This is a genomic window from Candidatus Krumholzibacteriota bacterium (assembly GCA_016932415.1).
Taxonomy (GTDB): domain Bacteria; phylum Krumholzibacteriota; class Krumholzibacteriia; order Krumholzibacteriales; family Krumholzibacteriaceae; genus Krumholzibacterium.
The window spans coordinates 13097-32368 of the sequence record JAFGCX010000031.1 but is presented as its reverse complement, the minus strand read 5'-3'; the positions used below and the strand labels follow the sequence as shown (position 1 = coordinate 32368).

Here is a 19272-nt window from a genome sequence, read left to right as displayed (position 1 = left end):
TCTCCCGTCACACTAACGACCGGGGCAGAAACCTCTGGCGGAAACGGAATGATCTTTCGAGCGATTTGGCTGCTTTCATTAATTGGACCTCTTCTCCCGTTGGGGCGATCAACTGGATACCGACAGGCAACCCGTCATCAGATAGACCTGCCGGGATCGAGACTGCCGGGAGGCCTGCTATATTGACCCAGGCGGTAAATATATCCGAGAGATACATCGAAACCGGATCGTCGACTTTCTCGCCCAGCCTGAAAGCCGTCGACGGGGTCGTCGGCATGACGATCAGGTCATATTTTTCGAATAGTTTTCCGTAGCTGGCCCGAATCATCTCCTTCACCCTCTTAGCTTTTCCGTAGTAAGCTTCGTAATAACCGGAGGAGAGTACATAAGTGCCCAGCAATATCCTCCTCTGTACTTCATCACCGAGGCCTTCTCCCCTCGTATTTTCGTACATCTCCTGAAGCGACTGGCTTTCGACCCTCATCCCGTACTTTACGCCGTCATACCGGGCAAGATTGGAAGAAGCTTCCGCGGTTGCCAGGATATAATAACAGGCTATCGACGTTTCCATACCGGGAAGTGCCGTCTCATCTATCGTAGCGCCTTCTCCCCGCATCATCCGGACCGCCTCGTCGAGGAAATCAAGTATCGGTTTTTCCACTTCCCATTTCACTATCCCGGCTGGTATGGCGATCTTCATACCTTTGATTCCCTGATCGATGGAATGGATAAGCCCCGGAGAAGGTCCACCGATCGTACTGGCGTCTTTCGGATCATGGCCCGATATTACTTCCATTATAAGGGCGCAATCATCTACATCCCTCGCCAGAGGCCCGATCTGATCGAGCGAACTTGCAAAAGCTGCCAGTCCGTATCTTGAGACCCTCCCGTACGTCCCCTTTAATCCCGTGATGCCGCAGAAAGCGGCTGGCTGTCTTATCGAACCACCGGTATCCGACCCAAGGGCTGCCGGAACCATTCCCGACGCGACTGCTGCCGCCGATCCCCCGCTTGATCCACCCGGCGCGCATTCCTCGTTCCATGGGTTTTTTGTGACCTGGAAAGCGGAATTTTCCGTCGAGGAACCCATCGCGAATTCATCGAGGTTTGTTTTACCAATGATCACCGCTCCCGCTTCAATCAGCCTCTTTACGACCGTCGCGTTATAGGGAGATCTGTAGTGCCGTAATATCCTCGAACCGCAGGTAAGCAACCTGTCCTTCATGCATATATTATCTTTCAAGGCTATGGGGACTCCGTAGAGAGGCATATTATCCGGTCGCGCGACTTCGAGCTCTCTCGCCCGCTTTATCGACGATTCGTGGTAGACTTCCAGAAAAGCTTTGACGATAGGTTCTTTTGAATCTATCTCTTCGAGATATGCTTTCACAACTTCGACAGGACCTATTTTCCTGTCCCGGCAGAGGCGCTGGAGATCGCTTATACTTAAATCGGTGATATTCGACATATTGTTCTTTCGTACTGGTCGCTATTCAGTGTCGAGAACGGGCGGTACGTTGAAATATTTTCCGTCACTCTCGGGAGCTTCCTCAAGGATCGTCTTTCTTTTAAGGCTCTCTCCTGGCATATCCTCTCGAAGGCTGCGCGGATCGATGCCGTCAGGTCCGTCTTCTTCGCGCGGAGAAAGATCGATATTGCCGAGTTCGTCGACAAATCTTATTATCGAATCAAGCTGAAACCGGAATTTCTCCCTCAGTTCAGGATCAAGTTTTATTCTCGCCAGGTCCTGAAGGTGTTCCAGTTCTTTTTCCGACAGGCTCATTTGTACCTCTATCTTGAAGAACTTCCTCTTTTTTCTGCCGATCTTCCAGAAGCTATCAAGTTTGACCTCCACATGTCAACTCCGCAGGTCGATAGTATCATTTCCTTGAATATTATCTATCTTATATTGTATAGATATTCGGTAGGGCATTTGATAATCGCCTGGCATAGGGATTTTAGCATACACATATAAACCTGGAGGAATCATGAATCGAAAATCCGGATTTCCGTTTTATCTGACTGATCATCCAGACGGTGCCGTCGGACTTGCCGGAAGGATACCGATCGTGATATTGATCGCCGTCATCACGCTTATCACCTGCCATGGATCGTCCGAGGCTTCAAATAAAAGTTTCCATCATCCGGAAACGGACATCACCTTCACTCTCCTTCCGGATGGAAGCGCCGACGTTGAGGAGATCCGGTCTTTTGATTTCAAAGGATCATTCTCCTGGGCCGATCTTGAAAAGGAGACTTATGGCCAGTATGGAAGATATGGGGTCGTTTTCCTCGGCGTATGGGACGAGAGTAACGGGTTGAAACTCAATTCCGAGCTTTCTTCTTCAGGAAGAAGCGAGACGATCAAATGGTATTATTCTGCTTCGAACGAGATAAAACGATTCCGTATCAGGTACAGGATCACCGGCGCGATCCAGCGCTACCGTGACGTAGCCCAGTTCTACTGGAAAGCTATCGGAGACAGGCATATGTACATCGGAAAGGTGAATATCCGGTTGATACCGCCTGAAAAGAGTCCGCGCCTGTTCAAGGTCTTCGTTCACAGCCAGGCAAGGCCGGGCAAACTCCTGATATCCGATACGTGGGAAAACGCCGAAATATCCCAGGACGCGATAGGAGCTGACAGTTTTGTCGAGATCAGGGCGCTGCTTGACCCTGATATTTTCCCCGGTGCGCAGCTCAGGCAGGGAGAGACTTATCAATCGATTCTCGAAGATGAAAGAAGGGTGACCGAGGAGTGGAGACTGGCGGAGGAAAAGCGCATCGAAAAGGCTATAAACAGTATGAAAGCGATAAAGAACGGCCTTGTCACGATAGGAGTATTCTTCATCTTTTTTATCGCGGCATATATCTGGGTCTTTATCAGATTCGGCCGTGAACCTGCCATCGATTATGATAACGAATATGAAAGAGAACCGCCGGGGAAAATACCTCCGTGCGTGCTGCCGGCGATCCTCTCTCAGAGCAGACCGGCGATAGAAAAGATGTCAAACGGTTTCGCCGCTACTCTTCTCCAGGCGGCGCGATATGGATATATGGAAATAAGTGAAGAAGAGAAAAAAGTCCTGCTTTTCACAAGCCGGCACCTCGTCTATACCCTTACTGACAAAGGCAAAAGTCTTCTTAAGGGAGATGATCCCGGCCTTTCTTCCGGCGAACGTCCCCTTATCGATTTTGAAAAAGACGTTCTCGATGTGGTATTCAATTCCGCTGGAGACGGCACTACTGTTACGAGCAAAGAAATTGAAAAATGGGCGGCAGAAAAAAAAGGTTCGAGAACGAAATATTTCGCCTTTATAAAAGACAGGACCAAAGATCTGAGAAAGGATTTTGAAAGGGACAACCACAGACTCGACGACGAAAGAAGTGAAAAGGCAAGGAACGGATGGGTCGGATTCTCCCTTTTATGTGGAATCATCTTCGCCGCCGCCTTTTTCCTTGGCGACAGAAATCCTGTCTTCGTGATCGCCGGTCCTTTTATATTCCTGACAGGCGCGCTTCTTTCGATCCCTCTTGCCCGAAGATCGATCGAAGCGGCGATAATGTACAATAAATGGAACGCCTTCAAGAAATTCATCACCGATTTCTCGGCGATGAAAGAAGCCGGCCCTTCCCTTCTTGCCATGTGGGAAGATTATCTTGTCTACGCCGCGGCCCTCGGTGTCGCCGACAAGCTTCTGGGGAACCTTAAACTTGTCGCCAGTGAATTCGGGACGACAGTTCCCGCCGCGGTATGGTTTCATCCCTATGCCGCTCATGGCGCGGGAACGGGCCAACTGGACTCGATGGCGGCATTCGAATCGCTCAGCGCGTCGATGTCCAACATGCAGAACCTCTCATCAGCCCTATCGAGTTCAAGCAGCAGCGGCGGCGGATTCAGCGGTGGTGGTGGCGGCGGCGGCGGTGGCGGCGGTTGCGGAGCGGGCTGATATTCGTGAGATATTGCTCGAGGATACAGCAAGCTGATCGATAAAGTCAGGAAGTGAACTGTTATGACCCGGATCTATATTTATTCGATTGCCGCCGCGTCCCTTTTCGTATGGATAGCGATAGTCTTTAACCGGTTTGTAAAATACAGAAACAGGTGCTCAAACGCCGCATCCCAGATCGATATACAGCTTAAACGCAGGCATCAGCTGATCCCTGATATCGTCGAGATCGTGAAGGGATACGCCGCTCACGAAGCCAGAGTCTTCGATGAAGTCACGAAAAGCCGTTCTGAAGCTGTCGCCGCCAGGCAGAAAGAGAGGACTGGAAAGGAAAATAATCTGTCGAAGTCATTGAAATCACTCATCGCCCTGAAGGAACAGTATCCATCACTCAAAGCCAGTGGTAATTTTATCAGGCTACAGGATGAACTGAAGGAGACGGAGGAAAAAATAAGGTTCTCCAGGCAGATCTACAACGATATAGTGATGCGGTACAATACGCTGATCAGCAGTTTTCCTGATCTTATCCTCGCGCGGTTATTCCATTTCAGGGAGCTCGAGTATTTCGAGTTCCTGGACAGCTGATCCCGGCGGCCTTTCAAGATCACTGTTGCCCGGTCGCCTGGCCTGATGTATAATTCTCATGCCCGCCTGCCCGTTGGCTGTCATCTCTTTTTAGCGGAGGTATGTCTGATGCGTCTTTCCTCGATACTGAAATCGACCCTCACTGTCGTACCGGTCATTTTTATAATGCTTTCTGGTTGCTCTGACGGTCCTCGTTCGTCCGGAGACCAGACGTTTCCCGTTCTTACGGGCGAGTATCTCGGACAGGACACGCCCGGACTCGAACCTGAACTGTTCGCGCCGGGGCTTGTGACGACAGGGCTCTTCACGAGGGATATCGCCATGACTCCGGACGGAAAAGAGATATATTTCACCGCTATTGTCGGGTTCTACAGGATAACCCAGATCCTCTGTACGAAGAATATCAACGGAGTCTGGACAAAACCGGAAGTCGCCTCTTTCTCGGGAAATCCCGATTATATGGACGCTGAACCTGCCATCTCTCCCGACGGAAGCAGATTCATGTTTCTGTCCACCAGACCTGACTCGGCGAACGGGATCGCCGCGGGAAGCCAGAATATATGGATGATGGACAGGATCGGCGATTCGTGGAGCGAACCTTACACGCCCGGGCCTCCGATCACGACTGAAGCGGCTGAATTCTTTCCATCGATTACAAGGGATGGTACGCTCTATTTTACGCGTAACGAGGGCAGGTCGAGCTACATCTTCAGATCACGGCTCATTGATGGAAAATATACCGAAGCGGAGAAGCTCCCGGAAAACGTCAATTCCACTTCGGCTCAGTATAACGCTTTCATATCTCCCGATGAGGATTTCATTATCGTCCCGGTCGCGGGCAGAGAAGACGGACTCGGCGGGGATGATTATTTCATAAGTTTCCGCGATCCCGATGACACATGGTCCGACCTTGTCAATATGGGCGCGAAGGTCAACACGCCAGGAGGGCGTGAACATTCCGCGTATATATCCCCCGATGGAAAATATTTATTTTTTATGTCGGCAAGGATGAAAAAGGAATTCGAACATCCCGATGGGGGCATGACGCGCGACCTTATGATAAGGATGTCAAGTGAACCGGGCGGCGGATCCGCGGGGATATACTGGATAGACGCTTCGTTTATAGAGGATCTCAGGCCGTGAGCGTGCGGATAATATGAAACGCTTATTTCTTGAAAAGAATATCCCTGTCCTTTTTATAGTCCTGATCTCCGGAACAGTCTTTAGATTCCTGGGGCTGGGCTGGGCCCTGCCCGAGATATATGAGGAAGCGACGCCGCTGATCAAAGCGTGGGAGATGTGGGGCTGGGGAACCGGAAGGACGCCTGATCTCAATCCACATTTCTTTAATTATCCCGGTCTTATGATCTACCTCCATTTCGCGGTCCAGGGGATACTCTTTCTGTCAATGAAGATCTCCGGTATCATCTCATCAACCGCCCATTTCCAGGCAGCCTATATAATCGACAAGACTCTCTTTTACTATGCCGGTCGCGCGGTGGGAGCACTGTTCGGTGTCGCCACGATAGCGGCGGTCTTCCATGCCGGCCGGATACTCGCCGGCAGAACGGCCGGGATCATTTCAGCGATCCTTCTCGCACTCAACACATTCCATATCTCCAAATCACAGCTGATCGAAGTAGACATTCCACTGACCTTCTTCATCACGGCGTCCCTGATCCTGATGACGAGACTGTTGAAAAGCGACAGCTTCCGCGTCAGGATAATCACGGGGATATTTACCGGTCTGGCGATATCGACGAAATACACGGCGGCGCTTCTTTTTATTCCGCTCCTGGCAGTCCATGCCGCGGCTTTTTTTGACAAGAGTGAAGATCGCGCCGCGATAGGATCAAAACATCAAAGCGTCTCTTCCATCATCAGGTCCCTCCTTCTCGTGTCGGCAACAGCCATCGCCGTCTTCATAATCACCTCTCCATATACCGTCCTCGACTGGCCGGAGTTCTGGAAGGATATCTCCCTTGAGCGTCAGCATATGCAATCCGGACATTTTGGCCTCGAAAGTACGTCATCGCTGAGATTCTACGCCGGCTCGCTACCCGGCCTGTTGCCCGGATGGCCGCTTCTCTTTCTTTCGATCTCGGCCATCTTTTACTTTGCGGTCAGGATTCGCGATAAAAATTCGATAATATTCGCCTCATTCGCGTTGCCTTATTTACTGGTAATATCCTCCTGGTCGATGAAAGCGGACAGATATCTCCTTCCCGTCCTGCCGCTGCTGCTGATCTTTGCCTCGGCAGCGATCGCCGGGACATACCGGTATATATTCACGGCCAGACTGTCCCGGTTGATCAGATTTTCCACCCTGTCTGTCCTCTCTTTCCTGATCGCCTTTCCGATAGCCGCTTCCTGTCCGGAGCATATTCAGAAATACCGGCCGGATAACCGAACGATCGCGAAAGAATGGATCAGAGAGAATATTCCCAGTGGTTCGTTTATTGTGACTGAAGCTTACGGCCCGGAGTTTATAAAACCGCAGGTGATCGCGGCCCAGCCGGAAAAGGTCAGAAAGATGATCCTCGAAAGGATCGGCGGCCGCGTCGATTACGCTCTGCTTCCGATACCGATGTTCCAGTCCGTGTCGGAACGTTCTGAGAGTTTTTATGACCTTTCTCTCTACAGGATGGCCGATATAATAATCACAAGCAGTTCTGTCTGTTCGAGGTATATGAAAGATCCGGCCAGATATTCAAAGCAGAACGCTTTTTACGTTGCTCTGGCCAGAGACTATGATATCGTATTTAAAAGCGCGGAAGATGCTTCCAGCGGCCCCGTTCTGACGATATTCAGGAGCACTCGCCACCATCGGGAATTCTCGCGCAGGAAAGAGATCGAGTTCCCTTCTTTACTCAGTCTTTCCGGTGACCTGGCAACGGGAAGCGAGGAGCTTTTCTATCTCGATCTCGGTCTTAACTATGAAGCGTTCGGTTATTACAGGCAGGCTATCGCCTCGTATCAACTCGCTTTCAATTTCCCCGTAGTGAGGAGTTCGAGTTACAATTCTCTTATCCTTGGAATGACCCGGTGCCTGTTGGCAACACATAGTCCTGAAAAAGCCGTCGAGCTGCTGGAAGAAGCGGAAACAGCCGCGCCTGATCAAAGATCGAAAGATTCATTCAGACGGCTGAGGGAAAGAATCCGGCCAGACAGACGGTTTTAAACGACCGTGGAGCTGTGAGGCATCATCTTCGGAAAAAGAGCGCGGAGTGATCATCATATCCCGGTCTCTCGCCTTATTCTTCTTTTAATTGAACCTGAATGGCGCGTAATGAGCCAGGAATTTCTTCTGCCCGAATCCGGTGAAGTGAACGGTCACTCTCATCTCCATCCCCGTCCCTTCCACCTTCTTTATCGTCCCTTCGCCGAATGATGGATGAGAGATCGAGACCCCTACTCTGAACCTGCTGTCATTGCTTATCCTGTCCTCACCGCGTTCCAGCGATTCGATCTGATCTACCTGCCTGAAAATATCGCCCCCTCCTTCGATCTGCCGGTTTACGCCGGTTATCTCCTTATACTTTTCAGGGATCTCTTCGAGAAACCTGGAAGGTCGGTTGTCGTTCCAGTTGCCGAATTGCATCCTGCTTGCCGCGCAGAAAAGATATAATTCCTCTTTCGCCCTTGTCATTCCGACGTAAAAAAGCCTTCTTTCCTCTTCCATCTCCCTCTCGTCATCAAAAGACGAGAAATGCGGTAACAGGCCTTCCTCGAGCCCCGTGATCATCACTGATCTGTATTCGAGGCCTTTCGAATTGTGAAGGGTCATAAGAGCGATTTTGTCTTCATCTCTCATCGAATCGACATTGCTTATCAGAGCTATCTCCTCGAGAAATGCGGGTAGCGAGGGGTCATCCGAGACAGCGGCGAATCTCTTCGTCTCGTTGAGCAATTCCTCTACATTCTCCAGCCTCACCTGCGCAGTCTTGATATCTTCCTTTAAGTATTCTCTGTATCCAATTGTTTCTATTAGATATGACAGTATTTCATAAGCCGTGTCGTTTTTGGCCCTTAATCGCATTACTGAAATCAGTTTTGAAAATTCTTCTATACGCTTCCTCTGGGATGAGGAAAACCTGTCGAGTATCTCACCCGATATGATTGCCGGCAGAAGACTCCCGTCCCCCGCTTCTTCCTCTATCCTTTCTATCGTAACGTTTCCAATACCTCTCTTCGGGACATTTATCACTCGCTTGAAATTAAGGTTGTCATCAGGATTGTTGACCAGTTTCAGATACCCGAGAAGGTCTTTTATTTCTTTTCTCTCATAGAACCTAACTCCTCCGATTATCTGGTATGGGAGCCCTCCCCTTATCATTGCCGTTTCGAGCGCCCTTGACTGGGCGTGAGTCCTGTAGAGGACTGCTATCTCATCCCTCCTGTATCCGTTCCTTATCAATCTCATCACGGCTTCCCTTACCGCGAGGGCCTCTCCCCTGTCATCAGACGCGTAGACTGTCCGTACTTTTTCACCATCACCCTTTTTTGACCAGAGCTTCTTCCCTTTGCGATCGAGATTATTCGATATGACAGCGTTGGAAGCGGACAGAATATTGTTTGTAGAGCGATAATTCTCCTCGAGGCGGATCGTTACGGTCCCTTCATACAGCCTGTCGAACTGGAGTATATTCTCGATCGTCGCCCCCCGCCATCCATAGATAGCCTGATCGTCGTCTCCGACGACAAACAGGTTCCTGTTCTTCGACGCGAGCATATCGATCATCATCATCTGGATCGTGTTGGTATCCTGGAACTCGTCAACGAGGACGTACTTGAATTGCCTGGCATACCTTTCCCTTATCTTTGGATGGGCGGTAAAGAGTTCGACGACCCTGGTTATCAGATCGTCAAAATCAAAGGAATTGGATCTCTTCAGTTCGATGTCATAGGCAAGATAGACCTTTGCCTGAAGCTCTTCAATACCGTCGATGGCTGTCTCGACCGCTTCGTCGGGAGTGACAAGACTGTTCTTCCACGCGGAGATCCTGTTCCGGACGATCGAAGGCGGATATTCATCGAGATTCCAGTTTTTCTTCCTGATGATATCCTTGATCAACCTGATCGAATCATCCTCGTCATATATCGCGAAATTGTTCCTGAACCCGATCCTGTTCGCCTCTTTCCGTAATATTTTCAGCCCCGTAGAATGGAACGTGGAGACCCAGAAAGGAATTTTTCTTTGCGAAAGGGATCTTTCAACGCGGGCTCGCATCTCTCCGGCCGCTTTATTAGTGAAGGTGAAGGCGAGGATCCTTTCCGGAGATACATTTTTTTCTCTTATCAGGTAGGCGATCCTTTCAGTCAGGACCCTTGTTTTCCCGCTTCCCGCGCCGGCGAGAATAAGATAGTATCCATCAGTGGATAGCACTGCTTCCTTCTGCCGCGGATTAAGATCGAATTTCATCATGAAGCGCTTTTCCTTTTGCTGTTCACCCGCAAACCTATCGTCCGGCTCACCGGCAGTCGCGAAATACCGTGCCGGATATAATACCATTACTGATCCATGTGGTAAATACGGGATTATCAGAATTGCGGACCCAGATAAAAATGGAACACCGGTTCACCGGTATTTGAAAAATCAGTCGGCCAGGCAAGCTGAAAATTAAATATGAGAAAACCCATCCTCATATAGAATCCAACCCCGAAATCACTGTAAAACTCCAGATCGTTTATCATCACCGGGTCTATTGCGGCGGGCAGCTTCTCGATATATCTTCCATCACCCCAAACAGATCCCGTATCAAAAAACAACGTCCCTCCGATATTCGTCAAGGCCCATCTGCCCGGCCATCCGAATATTATCGCGTCAACGAGTGGATACCTGTACTCGAGGTTGAAAAGCATCATCCTTGAACCCTGGAACTGCAGGTAATCGTATCCTCGCATCGTCGTCGGGCCTCCGAGGAAGAAATACCGCCTATCTTCCCCGTTGCTGCTGCTTGCCACTGTCCTGAAGGCAAGGTAGTTCCTGTAGAAGAGAGGTCTGTACCTGCGATAATCGAGAAACGCCGTCGTCCTCGATATGTCGCGTCCACTGAACGACAGGGCCCTTGAAAAACTGAGCATCCATCTGGACCCTATCACTGGTCCGAAAGACCCGTAGTAAGCCGAGTCATGAACTATGGAAAAAGATGGTTGCAACATCCTCTTTACCGATACATCGCTGTCATAAACGGTATACCCGTAATACGATCCATCATCGAGTATAAGAAACTCCCTCTCACTCATGTACGCCTGGAGTTCCATCTCCGCCCTTGTAAAAGTAGAAAAGGGAAAAGAAGCATTACCAAAAAGGCCGTAGTTCCTCTCGGTAAAATATCTGTAGTCCAGAAATGTCTCCCCCACGGAGGAGAACCTGGAATTGAGGTAGTTCTTGAACTGAAAGATACCGAGCGAATAATCGATCCTCTTCTTGACATAGTAATATGACAGCATCATATCGCTGTCTTCTACCGATCCATAGAGGCTGAACGCCAGAAAGAGGTGATGGTCACCCAGAAGGTCGCTGAACGCGATCTGGTTGGACAGTCCGAACCCGAGTCCGGTCGCGAAATAGACCCCCATTCCGTTTCCTATGTAGTCGGGAGAGAATTTGATTCTGTACTTTTCAACTGTGCCCACACGTTTTCTGAAAGATTCGCGCAGGGCCTCGAGCGAATCTGGATCGATCCTCTCTTTTGAATCTTCGTTGATAACCACGTCAGGTACTTCGGCTCCGTTTTCCCATCTCCTGCCGGGAAACCTTCCTCCCTGGGGGGTTCCAGCACCGGAACTTGTATCGACCGATTGATCTTCCTTCCCGTCGGGCGACCCTGGCATCTTTTCTTCCACAGTGATCCGCTCAACCTCAGGGTCAGGACCTTCCAACCCGGAACCTCCATAGGGATCGATCTCCGGAAGCACTCCGAACGAAGGCCATTTTTCCTCCTTGATCCCGGCCAACAGGGGCCCACCCGTCGAATATGACACCCTCGACTTTTCCTCGAAATTATCCATTATGAAAAGATCATACCCGGCGGCGTTAAAAGCGGAGAAGACCAGACGGTCCTTGACGTTTGAGACGGAAGGATTGAACAGGCCTCCGAGTATGTCGGTAAAACGGTGGTAGCTTCCGATTTCGAAGCTTCCACGGTAAAGATTGCTTATCCCTGATTCATCCGAGACAAATAACAGTTCCAGGCCATTGGATAGTATCTGTGGCGATTCGTCGTTGCCTGGAGTGGAGATAACGAGCCTTTTCTCTCCGCTCAGGATATCTATCATCCAGATATCACCCTTGACGGAAAGAACGTTACTCATGTCAGCATAGTCGAGGTTCTCAATCCTGTCCACTCCGGTGCTGTCAGTCGTGAAGACAGGCTGCTTGACGGGTTCGGGATAACGTGTATATACGATCCTCTTTCCGTCGGGGAACCAGGCGGGATATTTTTCATCACATGTATCATCGGTGACCTGGAAAAGTTTCTTCATTCCAAGGTCATAAAAAAAGAGATCTGTCTGCCCCCTGAGCGTGCCCACGACAATGATCTTTTCTCCGTCCGGCGACCATACCGGGTTGAAAAAGAAATCGAGTGGAAGGTCTATCTCCTCGATGATATTTCCCCCCGGGACACCCATCCGAAACAACCTGTCCCTTCCATCCGACTTGGCGACAAAAGCAATCTCCGACGATTCAGGATTCCACGTCAGGCTTGAAAGTCTCGTCCTTATGTATTCGAACTGACTCGATGTCGACCCGACAAGAAGTTTTTTCTTCTTCTTGCCTGTGACTGAATCCATTATATAGATACCTTCAAGACCGCTCCTGTCAGAATAATAGGCGATATACTCTCCATCAGGCGAAAATACGGGTTTTGAGTTTATATAGTTATGCTTCTTAAGATGATCGGTGACTTTTCTGGCGATTGATTCCGCCTCCATCTTATCGGCGTACTCGGGCCAGTATTCCCGCCTGAGATTGTTTTTCCAATTCTTCGTAAGCTCCTCTGTCGAGATACCTATAGTACGATGAAGGGACATCTCCATCGACCTGTTGAACCGAAGTTGATCCATCAGTTCAATGACCTTTTCCTTACCATAAGTCTCGGCGATATAGGATATTGCTGACTGTCCGGCCTTGTAATTCATGTATCCACCGGCATAATTCAGATCGTAAGGAAGATAATCGAAGATCGTACCGTCGCGCATGAACATCCTGCATTCATCGTCGACTCCTCCGGCAGAGAAATATTCCGCAGTACCCTCCGCAAACCAGAGAGGAATATTAAAAAGCATATTCCTTGAAAACACTGATCTGAGAAGGCTTCCGTATATAATGTCGAATTGAAAAATATGGACAAGTTCATGTATCGCGGTGTGACTGAAATCGACGTTTGAACCGTTGAAATGAAGGACGACCCTCCTTCTGCTCGGTTCGGCGAAAGCCTGTACGCCCTCGGGAAGCAGCTGCCAGGTCGTGTTGGTCTGTTGAAAATCCGAATGGCTGCCGTAAAGGATCACCGGTATACGCCATGATATGTGATGCCTCAGGTCCACGGAGAGCTTGCCGTAACCGTATTCAAGGACGACGCCAGTCCTGCCGGCGAGATCGCGGTACCCCTGGTTGAAATGGATATCAAAATGAGGAGTCTTGAGAATCTGCCATTCGAAATCCTTGTACTGTACCTTGTTCTTTCCGAACCACCATGCCTGGGCGCTGACACTGGAAAGGGGCAGGTGTAAAAGGAAAAGATCAAGGGCCAGAAAAAATAACACTATTCCGGCAGTTTTCTTCATCTTCCTCCTCCGAATCTTCAATCTCTGCTTCACTTGAAAGATGTCGTTCCATTCCGTTGATTTCAAGGCATTTCTCTCAGAATTCCCAGCGGACCTTGAAATCCACGTTGATCTCATCGCTGTTTCTTTTGCTTCTGCCCTGAAGTACTTTCTCGGAATACATTATGACTTCGGAACGGATCAGGAAGAGCCGGCTCAACCTGTATTCTACCTCGAAATGACGCGCCGTTGAGATAGACAACCCTTGTTTATATTTGACATAAAGGCCTTCCGAGAGATACTTGCCGATCGCCACAATCGTCTCTTCCGGCTCGAACCCTTCTGTAGCGCTGCTTGCTCCTCCACTCGTCTCGACTTCTATTAATACTCCCTGCATCTGGGAGTTTAACATCCGTTCTATGTAGTTGGCCGCCAGGTTCTGGGCTGTATTCATGGCATCCCAGCTCGCACCCGCCCCTTCCGACGTTCCGATGACTCCTCCTCCGAGCATTTTCCAGATATCAGTCTCGCTGTATCCAGCGTCCTCGTGATACAGGGAAAGCCTCGGTTCGATATCGTCCTGGTGCCAGGAAAGGGTAAGATAGATCTTTCTGCCTTCGGGATCGTTCGTCTCGGCTTGAACGTCTATGACAGGCCTGAAACTGTCGGCGTGCACGAATTCCAGTTTCCCCGAAGATACCCGGAACTTGTTATTATAGACATTATACCAGCCCCTTATAAGATTAAGGGAACCGCGCACGTATGACCCCTTCTGATCATGATGCAGAGTGACAGCACCTTCCATCTCGACGTTGGCGTCCGGTGTCTTCAGCCACGTATTTCCCTTCACTTCCAGGTCGACCTCCGCCATCCATCCCGGCGGCTCAAGCGATCCACTTTTCTGCACAGAGGCGAAATCGCCGAAATCTATATACACCTCAGCCCTGTTGACACTCAGGTCGCCCGTGACTACGGGAATCTTCTTTCCACCGCTTTCAGTAGTTCCGACTGCAAGGTTTCCACTTACTATCGCCATTACATCGGGAATGCTCGCTATGAGAATCTTGTCGACTTCTATATCTATGTCATACCTTTCTGGCCTCCATCCCTTGAGCGATACGCTGCCCACGCAATTGAAATTGCCGTTCTTACCTTCCTTCCCGTGCAGTTCCCTGATCGTGACCAGCGTATCGTCCAGGGTTATTACAGCCCTGATCCCCCTGTATCTTTCCTCCATCCCTCCCAGCCTGAAACCTGCCTGGTCAAGATCCAGTCTTCCCCGCAGCTTGGGTTCTGAAGCAGTACCGGTTACGGTGAATTCGGCTGAAAACCTTCCTTCGGCCTCGGCGATTATATCGGTCATGCCTGTGATGCTGGACAACTCCCCGTCGGGAATACTCAATCCGACCGATATCGGTTCATGCTGGTCTATCGAATAGAACCATTTCTCGTGATTCAGATTGATATTTCCGTTGAATCTCCCTCTCTGTCCTTGTGATAATTCCATTATCCCATCGAGCTTGAGCGACTGTCTGTCTATATCGGCTGAAATGTCGATCATCGGGATCCTGTACCGATCGGTTGAAAGCCCTGAGATCTTTCCCTCGACTCCAAGAAGGGGATGGGTCAGTGAATCCCTGACCGATATTATTCCCGTAAAATCACCACCTGAAAAAGGTGATTTTTCCGAAAGTGAAAAAAGCGGTACGAGTGAAAGATCCTCGCATACGGCGTCTAAATCGGCAACGGCTCCGCGCAGCGCCTTTTCCCTCCCTTTTAAAAGTTCTCTTGGATCAGTTCCCGAGACTGTGCCTTTCATCTCAAGGATGCCTTCAGGAGAATCGATATACAAAGTATCGATCTCGAATATCCGGTCCGAATAGTTCGCGACAAGTTTCAGAGAATCCACGGAAAGGCTGTCATAGATCATCTGCTCAAGAACCATATCGAGGTCAAAACCGGGCTGGTCGATCGTTCCTCGGCAATTTATCACTCCCGCTCCCTTCCCCGTTACCGGCTTATTGATCAGTCCAGCCGCGTTAAAAAGTGACAGCCCAAGCCTGTCGAAAGTAAAGTTCCCGTTGATCCTCCGGTCTTCTCTTCCCACGACACACCCCATATAGAGAGCCCCGAGCCTGGAATGAAGCTGCAGGTCATCGAACTCGATCCTTGATTCACTTATGTTGACGCTGAATTTTCCATTGCTCAACCAGCGTTCCTCGAGGGCATCTATTGAGACTTCATTGAATACTATCTCGGTTATATCTTCGTTTTTTATCAGATCTCCACGCATGTCGGCGACCAGGCCCGGCCTCTGCAGGTACAGTCTCTTGATACTTGTTATGTTGTCATTGTATTCCAGGGACAGGTCTATCCCTGAAAACGACAACGGCGCAATATCGCAGCTATCCCCCCGCATCTCAAAAAGGAAACGAAATGATTCGTCCCTGCTTAAAGCAAATTTAATATCTCCGGAAGGAACGTACGCTCCTTTGTAGAATATGTCCGTGCAACATCCGCTGGCCCTGAGGTCCCATCGGGCAAAACTGCCTTCCCATATTCCGTTGAACTTAAGATTCGCCCGATATTCGTCTATATTGAAATATGAAAACAAAGTGTCATCTTTAGCGCATTCGGTATCGATGAACAGCCTTATCCCACCATCCCTGGATATCGTACCTGTAGTCGAAATATCATGAGTCGGATATGCCATTGTCATCTGGTCCATAAAGAGAGTATCAGCCCTGTATGAGCCCGAAGCAGTCATTGTGCTGAATGGTATTTTTCTGAGATGCCCTTCCTTCAGGTCCATCGTGAAATACAATTCTTTCGAATCGACATCATATCTCAATATCAACATACCGTTGAACCTTGTGTCGGGAATCGAATTATTTCTTATGAAACCGGCAGAGAGGTCAAGATCATTGACGTCGAGATCAAGTTTGATGATCCGCTCACCACTGACCGGCATAACACCGCTACCATTCACAAGGGCGCCATTTAATCTTCCTTCTCCACTGTTCAGCATAACCGCTCTTGTGTCGTACCGGAGGTCGAGTTTGAACCCATCAAGCGCGAATCCTGACAATATACCGTTCAACATACCGCGTATCTTGAGATCTCCCGTCGTACCCTCTACCGCGAGGACTCCCTGCAGTTCTCCAAACTGTCCCGATTCTATACCTACAAGCCTTGATATCTCCTCGACATCAAATGGTTCAGCGGCGATATTCAGCCCGAACCTTGTTGAATCGGGATCGAATGTCCCGTTGATCAGCAACGACGATTCATCCAGTTCAAGGAACAGGTCACTGACTTCGATCCGGTCTACAGGAGATCGACTTCCCGAGTTCTTTCTTATATTGCCACTTATATTCCTGATATGAAGTTTTCGCCTTATATCCTCGGCACTCCCCGAGCCGATATCGGCTATTATCCCTTTTTCCCCGGAACGTACGGCACCTTCCAGATTCAGATTCTTCAACGCGTCGGCTCTCTGATTCCCCTGGTATATTAACTGTCCGTTATTGATATCGAATTTTTCCACCCTGAATCTCACCTGGCCTGACCGACCCGTGGAAGTCCCATTAAATGGCAGTATATTCTCCCCCGTGGAATCAGGCTTGATCCACGCATGAGGTCTATTGAAAATAATTTCGTTTATCGACGGCTCGGTTGAGAATAGCGACGCGAGATCATAGCTAAGGAAGATCTCTTCGACACGCAGAAGGTCAAAGGCGTACTCACTGCTCCTGTACCTGATACGAAGATCTTCGATTTTTATCCTCTCCAGCGGATTTCCGGAGATCGCCCTGAATTCCAGCGTGTACCCGGTCCCTCTGAAAAGATACCGGGAAAACATCGTTGACGTTCTCTTCGCGAAGAAATCAGTATGAAAGATGATCCCGGCGACAATCGTCATTGTCAGCAGAAGGCTTATTATCAGCGAAACGAATGACGTGATCCTTGATTTTAATATTTTTTTAACCAAATCCCTTGGCTCCGTTAAAAGATCTGTCCGAGGCTGATGTGGATCCAGTAATCGTAATCGATGTCTACGGGCCGGGTTATCGGAAATCCCGCGTCTATTCTGATAGGTCCTACCGGAGTGTAGTACCTCAATCCAAAACCGGCACTGTACCTGAAATCCGCGGTCGATATATCGGATCTTTCCTTCATGAAAACAAATTCTTCAAATTTTATATCGGAAACGGAGTCCCAGACATTTCCGCCATCCAGGAAGAATGCTCCTCCGAAGTTATATTTTGAGATCACTGGCAGTGGAAACCTCATCTCAATATTCGCCAGAAGCATGATGTTGCCTCCCCTGGCTGTTCCCGTGCTGTTAAGAGGTCCCAGTGTGTTTTCGCGGTAACCCCTGACAGAGTTACCTCCTCCGAGGAAAAACCTGCTTTCGATCGGCAACCCGGTATCCCGGCTATCTCCAAAAGCTTTTGCGTAACCGGCCCTTACCCTGTACGCAAGGACCGTCTCTTCTGACAGGCGGCGATAATCCTGAAATGACGGTACTATGGAATAGTAATGATCGTCTCCCCCGAGGATCCCACCGGCGTATCTCGCCTCAAGCGCGATGTATCTTCCCCGCCGCGGATTAAAATAGAAATCCCTCGTATCTCTGTGGTAAGTAAAATCGAGTGACCTTCGAAGTGACCTTTCCTTTTCATCGATAGCATCCTGCCTTCTTATTTTTTCATAGACATATCCAAGAAGAAGTGAAGTCTGCCTTGAGATCCTGCGCGATACGGTACCGTTAAAACTGATCGCTTCGACAATAACCGGTTCCACTGTGGCGTCGCGTTCGTAAAAAGATCCCACTGAAAAAGTGTTCCATGTCGACAGGATGTGCGGGAATCTAAGTTCGCCTTCGTGCCGTTGATATTTATTCTCAAACTTGACGTCCGATAATGCATACTTGTTATCCTCGAAGATCCTGAAAGCAAAAGCCGTTTTGATATCCAGCGCGTATCCCCGTCCCAGAAGATTCCTCTGCCCCCATTCGGCAAAGACCCTGTTAGCGTGAACATTTCCGACACCGAGACCCGATTCGAGATATCCCATCTTCCTTTCCCTGACCTGTAACTGAAGATCGACTTTTCCGCTATCAACATCCAACGCTTTGGGTTCTATCTCCACCGAGCTGAAACATCCCGTATCATAAAGGTTCTGTTTGCTTTCGATTATTTTCCGGAGCTGAAAATACTGTCCCGATCCTATCTTTAATTCCCTTCGGATCAGCTCATCCCGGACCTTCTGGTTTCCGCTTATGTCTATCTTCTCCACTCTGACCGGGGATCCTGGAGCAATTTCCCACGATATATCAATATCCGTTGAATCTACCCTCGTATTGCAGGCGACCATCGCGCCAAGATATCCCTTTCTGAAAAAATGGCTGAAAAGGGTGTACCTGTCCGTCTCCACCAGGTTCGGGTTATAAGGCATACCTTTTGTAAGTCTGAGGCCTTTTATCAGCGTTTCCGGAGCGACTGCATCCTGATCGGAAAAATGCAGACTGCGTACAATCGATTGCGGACCTTCATTCACCAAGATACGTAATGTGACGTGATTCCCCTTTTTATCCCTGTCTATGGACTCGAGATTAACGGTGACTTCGAAAAATCCGTTAAGTCTATAGAAAGTCTTCAGGCTTTCAAGGTCCCTTCGGATGAAATCCCTTCTGAAACGTGGCTTGTTGAAGATATTATAATAACGTGCTTCCCTGGTCCTCATCCTCTTTTTGAGAATACCGTCGTCAAAAGTCACGTTGCCAAGTATGACGATCCTTTTGACGTAAGGGAGATCGAGACCGAAATCATCTGATAACAGATCGGAGGAATATCCGGCGATCAGCATTACAAGAAAAAGTATAATGACGATTCTTCCAGAATTCTGATTGATTGTCCTCGCCACCATATTAATTGACAACTTCATATTTTATATTTAAGTT

At 49.2% G+C, this 19272-nt stretch carries 10 protein-coding genes; 4 read left to right on the top strand and 6 right to left on the bottom strand.

The annotated features are described in order from the left end of the window. Window positions 1–7: 7 nt before the first annotated feature. Window positions 8–1468 (bottom strand): Asp-tRNA(Asn)/Glu-tRNA(Gln) amidotransferase subunit GatA, encoded by a 1461-nt coding sequence (gatA, locus tag JW814_10875; protein MBN2071950.1) that lies wholly within the window; start codon window positions 1466–1468, stop codon window positions 8–10. Between the two features lie 21 nt (window positions 1469–1489). Further along, the gene (gene gatC / locus JW814_10870) at window positions 1490–1783 is read right to left on the bottom strand and encodes an Asp-tRNA(Asn)/Glu-tRNA(Gln) amidotransferase subunit GatC (GenBank protein ID MBN2071949.1); all 294 of its coding nucleotides are present in this window, start codon (window positions 1781–1783) and stop codon (window positions 1490–1492) included. 205 nt (window positions 1784–1988) lie between these two features. Between gatC and JW814_10865 the strand changes: the two genes are divergently transcribed. The 4 genes from JW814_10865 (at window position 1989) to JW814_10850 (ending at window position 7716) form a co-directional block, all read left to right on the top strand. Continuing rightward, entirely contained in the window at window positions 1989–3950 is a 1962-nt protein-coding gene (locus JW814_10865; GenBank protein MBN2071948.1) for a DUF2207 domain-containing protein, read from the top strand. Between the two features lie 63 nt (window positions 3951–4013). Beyond that, a complete protein-coding gene (locus tag JW814_10860) occupies window positions 4014–4535 on the top strand; it encodes a LemA family protein (protein MBN2071947.1) in 522 nt (173 codons plus the stop codon). A gap of 108 nt (window positions 4536–4643) precedes the next feature. Continuing rightward, the gene (locus JW814_10855; protein MBN2071946.1) at window positions 4644–5678 is read left to right on the top strand and encodes a PD40 domain-containing protein; all 1035 of its coding nucleotides are present in this window, start codon (window positions 4644–4646) and stop codon (window positions 5676–5678) included. Window positions 5679–5691: 13 nt separating this feature from the next. Further along, window positions 5692–7716, top strand: a complete 2025-nt coding sequence (locus JW814_10850; protein MBN2071945.1) for a glycosyltransferase family 39 protein — start codon at window positions 5692–5694, stop codon at window positions 7714–7716. Window positions 7717–7800: 84 nt separating this feature from the next. On the opposite strand, the gene JW814_10845 is transcribed toward JW814_10850, so the two are convergent. From JW814_10845 to bamA, 4 genes are all read right to left on the bottom strand, one after another. Next, the gene (locus JW814_10845; protein ID MBN2071944.1) at window positions 7801–9960 is read right to left on the bottom strand and encodes a UvrD-helicase domain-containing protein; all 2160 of its coding nucleotides are present in this window, start codon (window positions 9958–9960) and stop codon (window positions 7801–7803) included. A 116-nt stretch (window positions 9961–10076) separates the two neighbouring features. Beyond that, complete coding sequence (locus tag JW814_10840; protein ID MBN2071943.1) at window positions 10077–13328, bottom strand: PD40 domain-containing protein; 3252 nt, start codon at window positions 13326–13328, stop codon at window positions 10077–10079. A gap of 76 nt (window positions 13329–13404) precedes the next feature. Beyond that, on the bottom strand, window positions 13405–17298 hold the full coding sequence (locus JW814_10835; GenBank protein MBN2071942.1) for a translocation/assembly module TamB domain-containing protein: 3894 nt from the start codon (window positions 17296–17298) through the stop codon (window positions 13405–13407). A 14-nt stretch (window positions 17299–17312) separates the two neighbouring features. Further along, window positions 17313–19250: an outer membrane protein assembly factor BamA gene (bamA, locus tag JW814_10830; protein ID MBN2071941.1), complete on the bottom strand. Its 1938-nt coding sequence runs from the start codon at window positions 19248–19250 to the stop codon at window positions 17313–17315. Between the last annotated feature and the right edge of the window lie 22 nt (window positions 19251–19272).

Coding starts and splice junctions, on each gene's coding strand:
- gatA (MBN2071950.1), bottom strand. CDS start 1,468: ATGTCGAATATCACCGATTTAAGTATAAGCGATCTCCAGCGCCTCTGC.
- gatC (MBN2071949.1), bottom strand. CDS start 1,783: ATGAGCCTGTCGGAAAAAGAACTGGAACACCTTCAGGACCTGGCGAGA.
- JW814_10865 (MBN2071948.1), top strand. CDS start 1,989: ATGAATCGAAAATCCGGATTTCCGTTTTATCTGACTGATCATCCAGAC.
- JW814_10860 (MBN2071947.1), top strand. CDS start 4,014: ATGACCCGGATCTATATTTATTCGATTGCCGCCGCGTCCCTTTTCGTA.
- JW814_10855 (MBN2071946.1), top strand. CDS start 4,644: ATGCGTCTTTCCTCGATACTGAAATCGACCCTCACTGTCGTACCGGTC.
- JW814_10850 (MBN2071945.1), top strand. CDS start 5,692: ATGAAACGCTTATTTCTTGAAAAGAATATCCCTGTCCTTTTTATAGTC.
- JW814_10845 (MBN2071944.1), bottom strand. CDS start 9,960: ATGATGAAATTCGATCTTAATCCGCGGCAGAAGGAAGCAGTGCTATCC.
- JW814_10840 (MBN2071943.1), bottom strand. CDS start 13,328: ATGAAGAAAACTGCCGGAATAGTGTTATTTTTTCTGGCCCTTGATCTT.